Below are 8,008 nucleotides of genomic sequence, written 5' to 3' on the forward strand. Positions count from 1 at the left end.
GCTTTTTGTTAAAATGTATGTAACAACGGAGAAAGCAGGAGGATTGTCTAATGGAACACACAACTCAAACGAAAATATTAGTCGTCGATGATGAGGCAAGAATTCGTCGCCTTTTAAAAATGTATTTAGAACGGGAAAATTATGAAATTGATGAAGCGGAAAATGGGGATGAAGCCATTCAAAAAGGACTTCAAACCGATTATGACCTCATTTTGCTTGATTTAATGATGCCTGGGACAGATGGGATTGAAGTGTGTAATCAAATCCGAGATAAAAAAGCCACACCAATTATTATGCTGACAGCAAAAGGTGAGGAAGCTAACCGTGTGCAAGGCTTTGAGGCAGGAACGGATGATTATATCGTCAAACCTTTCAGCCCGCGTGAAGTGGTTCTTCGTGTGAAAGCACTGCTAAGAAGATCGTCTCAAACGTCATACCTTAATACTGGAACAACCACAAAAGATGTTCTCGTGTTTTCTCATCTATCTATTGATCATGATGCACACCGGGTCACAGCAGATGGAAAAGAAGTCAGCCTCACGCCGAAAGAATACGAACTTTTGTACTTCTTGGCAAAAACGCCGGATAAGGTCTATGACAGGGAAAAGCTTCTCAAAGAAGTGTGGCAGTATGAATTCTTTGGGGATCTGAGAACAGTGGATACTCACGTCAAAAGGCTTCGCGAAAAACTAAATAAAGTGTCACCAGAAGCAGCGAAAAAAATCGTGACAGTATGGGGTGTCGGGTACAAATTTGAGGTCGGCGCTGAATGAAGCTGTGGAAAAGTGTCGTAGGAAAGCTATGGTTAACCATTCTTTTCCTCGTGCTCATTGTTTTATCGATTTTAACTGTGCTTCTTTTAGAGTTCATTGAGAATTACCATGTGGAAGAAGCAAAGTCTGATTTAACACAAATGGCCAACAAAGTAGCAGTCATTTTAGAAAGCCATGAGGATCAATCGCTTGCAAGATCGATTACATCAGAACTAGCTGATAAATTGACAAGTATCGCGATTGTTCAAGAGGATGGACTAGAATGGTATTCGTCTGAAAAAGGCGGGAAGCTTCCTGCGATCACAAAAGAACAAATTGAAGCAGACAAAGATTTGAACAGGGCACTGACAGAACGAAAAAAAATCAGTAAACGAGCTGAATCTGATACAGGCAATCAGAAGGATGAGCGCATTGTAGTAGGTGTTCCTTACGAGGCGAACGGAAAGAAAGGGATGGTCTTTCTTTCTCAATCCCTCCTCGCAGTAGAGCAGACAACAAAACATACGACGCGTTATATCTTCCTCGCAGCCGGAATTGCGATTGTGCTCACCACGATTTTCGCTTTCTTCTTATCCACTCGTGTCACCTATCCTCTCAGAAAGATGAGAGAGGGAGCACAAGATTTGGCGAAAGGGAAATTTGATACAAAGATTCCTATTTTAACGCAAGACGAAATTGGGGAACTGGCGATCGCCTTTAATCAAATGGGTAAGCAGCTTAAATTTCATATAACCGCTTTAAATCAAGAAAAAGAACATTTGTCCAACATTCTCAGCAGTATGGCAGACGGTGTCATCACGATCAATATTGATGGAACGATCCTCATGACAAACCCTCCTGCAGAAAGATTTTTGCAGGCTTGGTATTACGAGCAAAATATGAAGATCAAAGATGGGGATGAACTGCCGCCAGAAGCACGTGAGTTGTTTCATACTGCCGTCAGTACGGAAAAAGAGCAAATGATCGAAGTCACGCTGCAAGGGCGTACTTGGGTTCTTCTCATGTCTCCGCTTTATAACCAGCAAGATGTCAGAGGGGCGGTAGCGGTACTTCGCGATATGACAGAAGAGAGAAGACTGGATAAGCTAAGAAAAGACTTCATTGCAAATGTCAGTCATGAACTTCGTACACCTATTGCTATGCTTCAGGGCTATAGTGAAGCGATTGTCGATGACATTGCCGGATCAGAAGAGGAAAAGAAAGAGATTGCCCAAATTATCTATGATGAATCACTTCGAATGGGTCGTCTTGTGAATGATCTTCTCGATCTCGCACGTATGGAAGCTGGTCATATTACACTGAATCTTGAATCAACTGATACAGAAGAGCTGACTGAAAAAATCTACCGTAAATTCCTTGGAATTGCGAAAGAAAAACAAATCAACCTGACGTATGAAATTCAAGTAGAAGAACCGTATTTTGTATTTGATCCAGATAAAATAGAACAGGTTTTTACAAATCTCATCGATAATGCCATTCGTCATACACCAGAAGGCGGAGAAGTTCACTTCTCAGTTCAATCGGTGGAAAATGGGCTCAAGATGGATGTGAAAGATTCGGGAAGCGGCATTCCTGAAGAGGATCTCCCGTTTATTTTTGAACGGTTTTATAAAGCAGATAAAGCAAGAACAAGAGGACGTTCCGGTACGGGGCTGGGCCTTGCGATTGTGAAGAACATCGTAGAAGCGCATCAAGGCTCCATTCATGCACATAGTAAAGCTGGAACAGGTACTCACTTCACTTTCTATATTCCGAAAAAAAAGCAGGAACTCGTCTAATCTTGACGAAGAATCTTGTTACATGAGAAACACTTCTTTTCGAAAGAAAATGAAGTGTTTTTTCTATTTTCATATTTTTAAGGAGAAGTTAAACTAAAAGCCCTTTCCAAATTGTCGATCTTGTAATATATTTGTCATAAAGTTGTAATGTAACGTTTTGTGAGAGTCACTCGACAAAAATAAGTGAACGGAGGGGTTTCCAATGCATGAAACCTTTCAAAAAATATATGATTCGTACCATCAAGATTTGTACCAATTTTTATTTTATATGGTAAAAGATAAAAATCAGGCAGAGGATCTCGTGCAGGAGGTTTACATTCGGGTACTTCACTCATATAAAACTTTTGAAGGAAGAAGCAGCGAGAAAACATGGCTGTTTTCAATTGCAAGGCATGTGGCAATTGACTGGTTTCGCAAACAGCAAACCATCAGACAACGGGTGCTCGGCACGTTTGATTGGGATAAACAGGATGTAAAAGATCCAGACCTGCTCCCAGATGAATTGGCTGTACAGGATGAAAATATCAAAGAAATTTATGCCGCACTTGATCATTGCACCATTGATCAACGAGCCGTCATCATTTTAAGGTTTATCCAAGGCTACTCAATCATGGAGACGGCCAAGGCGCTAAAGTTCTCGGAAAGCAAAGTCAAAACAACGCAGCACCGAGGCCTGAAAGTGCTCCGAAAACATATGGAGCTTTTGAAGGAGGAGCTAGTGAATGAAAACGAACAGGTCCAATTGGAGCGAAGAACGAATTAAAGTATTACTCAGTCAGCTTCCAAAGGTGGAGGACAACCGTTCATCTAAGCAGATTTACCAGCAAATGCTGATGGCAAGCGGGAAGAAAAAGAAAAGTGCCAGATGGATCGGTCCAGCGGTCGCAACCGTTGTGGTCTTATTTATGGCGTTTTTGATTTCTCCTCATTTATTTCAGCCGGCTGCTCAAGATATAAAGAAAGTGAAAATGGACTCGAGTGCTGAAAAAGGACAGGTGAATGCTACATTAGAGGCGGTAAAAAACACAAATGATCCTTCACATGTTGCTTACGCATCTGACAAAGAAAAGTATATGACGATTTCATACATAGATGAATCGACTTCTCAAGTTGTCCCAATCAGTATTCAAAAAGAAAATAAGCATGACGATGTGCAGGCGCTTCTTGATACATATGAAAAACTGGAGCTGCCTGAAATGACAAAACCTCTTCAAGCCTATATGGATATGGTGGATGTGAGTGAAAAAGGGGACACGCTGATTTTTCAGCTGAAAAATGATTTGTCTCTTGATACATTAAAAGAAGCCAATCGTTTTAAAGACATGGTCAAAGAAACGTTAAAATGGAGCCAATATAAACAAGTACAGGTCAAGTCTGTCAATGGCTCGCACCTTCAATTAGGGACGAATGGCCGTCTTGGTACCATTTCAATTAATAAACAAACAAAGCACGCTTACTACGTTTTAGAAAATAAGAGCGGGACATTTTTGGTGCCGTCAAAAGATGATTACCCTTCTTATAAAGATGCGGTAGAGGCGATGAAGCGGGCGAATGATGCAGGACTCGATCCACTCATTAAAGAAGAGCCTATTCAAAAGGTGACATCAAAAGGAAAACATGCAACCATCACGTTTGGAGCATCAGCACAATTAACGGACTCAATTGATCATATTTTACTTATTGAAGGACTGCTGCTCACAGCGAAAGATTTCGGTTTTACAGATGTCACGATACAAAATGCAGGAACAGATCAAGTAGGCCCATATGAATTAAAAGAACCGCTAGAGGTACCGGCACTGCCAAACCCAGTTGTTATCAAAGAACGCTAAAGGACGCAACTTATTGCGTTCTTTTTTCATGTATAGAAAAGGGCTTCCTTGAGGTATACTATGCTGTCATGAAAAGAACTTCAAAGAAGGGAAGTCACTGATGAAAAGGTATTGCTACATATGTGCTAGCTGTTTCTTGTTCTTGACCTTATCACCGTTTGCCCGTGCAGAGAAAACAACCGAGTGGGTGGAACCAATCAGAGGTGAAGTCACTGATTTGTTTGGGACAAGAGGGGGTTCGCATAAGGGGTTAGACATTGCTGCACCGGAAGGAGAATCCATTTTGGCTGCTAGCGAAGGTGTGGTCACTCGTTCCTATGTATCTGCTACATATGGTGAAGTTGTATTTATTCGGCATCCAAATGGATATGAAACCGTCTATGCGCATTTAAATGCGCGTTTTGTGAAGAATGGTGACCATGTACAAACAGGGCAGCCGATCGGCATCATAGGCAACACAGGCGCTTCTAGGGGCACTCATTTGCATTTTGAGGTGCACAGGGGTCATTGGTCAGTTAGTAAAGAAGATGCAGTAGATCCGCTCACAATCATTGCAAGAGATCGTTTCCAAGAGCCAGCCCTTCATGTAGATGGCTATGAGAAACATACATATGTCATACAACAAGGGGACACGCTCTGGTCCATTGCTAAAGCACATCAAATGACCGTTGATCAATTGAAGAAAATCAATGCACTGACAACGCATCTCATACGTACGGGTGAACGTTTAATCGTTTCAACAAAATAAACCTCATGCTTTTGCATGAGGTTTACCATTTTTTATAGGTCAATCAGACGTACAGAAAGAATATCGCTTACTTCAGTTAACGTTTGGACAATTTCATCTTCAAGGTGCTTGTCAAAAGATAGCATCATGATGGCTTCGCCGCCTTTTTCTTTACGGCCTACTTGCATTGTCGCAATGTTCACATCGTGGTCGCCTAAAATCTTTCCAACTTGACCGATCACACCAGGTGCGTCAGTATGCTGAATATAGACAAGGTGCCCATCTGGGTAAAAGTCAATATTGAAACCATTAATAGAAACGACACGTTCACCTAGATGCGGGATATACGTTGCTTTTAATGTAAAGGTGGAAAGGTCACCTTTGACTTCAATGGAAATGCTGTTCTCATAGCCAGATTCGCTTGAAGAAATTTTCTCGCTAAAGCTAATGCCGCGTTCTTTTGCCACCATACCTGCATTGACTTCATTTACAGTCGAATCGACGCGCTCTTTCAAAAAGCCAGAAAGCAGACTTTTAGTAATAAATGATGTTTCGAGTTTTGCGATAGATCCTTCATATGAAATGCTGACTTCTTTTACAGGTTCTCTCATCGATTGAGAAACAAGACGTCCAAGTTTTCCCGCAAATTGATGATAAGGCTGGATTTTTTTGAACTCGTCTTTTGTCATCGCTGGTAGATTAATAGATGACATGACCGGGAGTCCTTTTGCAAATTGAAGAACTTCTTCAGAGACTTGTGCCGCCACATTTAATTGTGCTTCTTTTGTAGATGCACCAAGATGCGGAGTGGCAATGACGTTTGGATGATCCACAAGTGGATTATCAGTAGGTGGTTCTACTTCAAATACATCGAGTGCAGCCCCTGCGACATGACCATTTTCAAGTGCTTCAAGAAGGTCTCGTTCGTCAATGATGCCGCCGCGTGCACAGTTCACTAGACGAACACCTTTTTTCGTTTTTGCGATTGTTTCTTTATTGAGAAGTCCTCTAGTTTCTTTTGTTAAAGGTGTATGTACCGTAATAATATCTGATACTTCAAGCACTTCATCAAGTGATTTTGCATTGACACCAATTTTTTCGGCACGTTCTTTTGTGAGGAAAGGGTCAAATACGTTGACCGTCATGCCAAATGCTCTTGCACGCTGGGCGATTTCACTTCCAATTCTGCCTAAGCCAACAATCCCAAGAGATTTTCCGTAAAGCTCAGCACCAACATATGCGCCTCTGTTCCATTCTTTTGATTTCACAGAAATATTGGCTTGAGGAATATGACGCATGAGAGATGAGATCATCGCAAACGTATGCTCTGCCGTTGAAATCGTATTCCCATTTGGCGCATTGATGACAATCACACCGTGTTTTGTCGCTTCATCAATGTCAATGTTGTCGACTCCCACACCGGCACGGCCAACAATTTTTAATGAAGTCATTTTTTCATAAAGTTCTTTTGTCACTTTTGTGGCACTTCTGACAAGTAAGGCATCAAACGTGTGTAATTCATCTTCTGCTTCTGTTACATTTTTTTGAACAATTTCAACAAAATCTGATTCTAATAGTGGTAAAAGACCATCATTGCTCATCTTATCTGAGACTAATACTCGAAACATCGTAAGATTTCCTCCTAAAATAAACGTCATAAATATCTGATAATTTACCATATTCCTTTTCACTGTGTCAATCAAATTAAAGCAGTAAAGCGAAAAAGAAAACACGAACATTTTTTAGTGTCTTGATCGAGAATGGACACCTTTAAACAAAAGATAACCAATTTTAACGCATTTGTCATTATAAATTTTAGGTTTTTTACGATTTCTTAAAACTGATGAATTTGCTCAGGATTTTTATCTGTACAAATGCTCATATATCATATATAATGATGTCGAATTGAATAATGATCAATCTTCGGGGCAGGGTGTAATTCCCTACCGGCGGTGATGAGGCATAGTCTCTAAGCCCGCGAGCCTTTTTTGGCAGGATTCGGTGTGATTCCGAAGCCGACAGTATAGTCTGGATGGGAGAAGATGGAGGTTCGTAAACGTTGAAAACATGTCTGTTTATACGTTTATTTGTGTAGCCTAAATTTCCCGCTCCTGTGTATGTATTCAGAGCGGTTTTTTTGTGGCTAAAATTGAACAATCCTCTTTTCGAAAGATTTGATCGAAAAGGAGAGAGAATATTGAATCAAAGTAAAGTAAAACGTTTAGTTGTCATCAGCATGCTTAGCAGTATCGCATTTGTATTAATGTTATTGAATTTCCCTTTCCCTGGGCTTCCTGGGTATTTAAAAATTGATTTTAGTGACATTCCTGCGATTATTGCGATTTTAATTTATGGGCCAGGTGCTGGGATTGCTGTTGAAGCTTTAAAGAATCTATTGCACTACCTCATTCATGGTAGCATGTCCGGTGTTCCTGTGGATCAAGTAGCGAATTTTACAGCAGGTGTACTATTCATCTTACCGGTGGCTTTTATTTTTAAAAAGATTAAATCAGCAAGAGGGTTAGCGTGGTCCATGATTCTCGGAACATTACTCATGACAGTCATGATGAGCATCTTAAACTATTTCTTGTTCCTTCCTGCTTATACATGGTTTTTGAATGCACCCGTCCTGTCAGATCATGTGCTAAAGGCAACCATTACAGCAGGGATCTTGCCTTTTAACCTGATTAAAGGAATCATCATCACCATCGTCTTTAGTTTCATTTTTGTCAAAATGCGTCCATGGTTTGAAAATAAACGCCGACTTCAAAATAGTTAATATAAAAAAAAGCCCCTTTTAAAGGGGCTCAGATTGTAGAGAAACTCATGTTTTTCTACAATCTTTTTTATTTTCATCGTAATGATGATGGATGAGATTGAATGAAAAAGGCCTCCCACACA

7 protein-coding genes and 1 riboswitch are annotated in these 8,008 nt (G+C 40.6%); of the genes, 6 read left to right on the forward strand and 1 reads right to left on the reverse strand.

Going from position 1 to position 8,008, the window contains the following annotated elements:
* Positions 1-50 precede the first annotated feature (50 nt).
* From M2369_RS03020 to M2369_RS03040, 5 genes are all read left to right on the forward strand, one after another.
* Positions 51-773 carry a response regulator transcription factor gene (locus tag M2369_RS03020; protein ID WP_003215596.1) on the forward strand — a complete coding sequence of 241 codons (723 nt, stop codon included), beginning with the start codon at positions 51-53 and terminating at the stop codon, positions 771-773.
* Positions 770-2,551: an ATP-binding protein gene (locus M2369_RS03025; protein ID WP_024718919.1), complete on the forward strand. Its 1,782-nt coding sequence runs from the start codon at positions 770-772 to the stop codon at positions 2,549-2,551. Before M2369_RS03020 ends, M2369_RS03025 begins: the two co-directional genes overlap by 4 nt.
* A gap of 202 nt (positions 2,552-2,753) precedes the next feature.
* Positions 2,754-3,314: an RNA polymerase sigma factor SigX gene (gene sigX, locus M2369_RS03030; protein ID WP_007501006.1), complete on the forward strand. Its 561-nt coding sequence runs from the start codon at positions 2,754-2,756 to the stop codon at positions 3,312-3,314.
* Entirely contained in the window at positions 3,274-4,380 is a 1,107-nt protein-coding gene (locus tag M2369_RS03035) for a hypothetical protein (RefSeq protein WP_017367519.1), read from the forward strand. Before sigX ends, M2369_RS03035 begins: the two co-directional genes overlap by 41 nt.
* A 100-nt stretch (positions 4,381-4,480) precedes the next feature.
* Positions 4,481-5,128: a M23 family metallopeptidase gene (locus M2369_RS03040; RefSeq protein WP_024718917.1), complete on the forward strand. Its 648-nt coding sequence runs from the start codon at positions 4,481-4,483 to the stop codon at positions 5,126-5,128.
* Between the two features lie 32 nt (positions 5,129-5,160).
* On the opposite strand, the gene serA is transcribed toward M2369_RS03040, so the two are convergent.
* Positions 5,161-6,735, reverse strand: a complete 1,575-nt coding sequence (gene serA / locus M2369_RS03045) for a phosphoglycerate dehydrogenase (RefSeq protein ID WP_039165785.1) — start codon at positions 6,733-6,735, stop codon at positions 5,161-5,163.
* A gap of 287 nt (positions 6,736-7,022) precedes the next feature.
* Positions 7,023-7,155, forward strand: a riboswitch (FMN riboswitch).
* Positions 7,156-7,304: 149 nt separating this feature from the next.
* Between serA and fmnP the strand changes: the two genes are divergently transcribed.
* Positions 7,305-7,886, forward strand: coding sequence for a riboflavin transporter FmnP (gene fmnP, locus M2369_RS03050; RefSeq protein ID WP_008344490.1), 582 nt, complete (start codon positions 7,305-7,307; stop codon positions 7,884-7,886).
* The last annotated feature ends 122 nt before the right edge of the window (positions 7,887-8,008 follow it).

The organism is Bacillus sp. JUb11 (assembly GCF_024807925.1).
GTDB lineage: Bacteria > Bacillota > Bacilli > Bacillales > Bacillaceae > Bacillus > Bacillus altitudinis.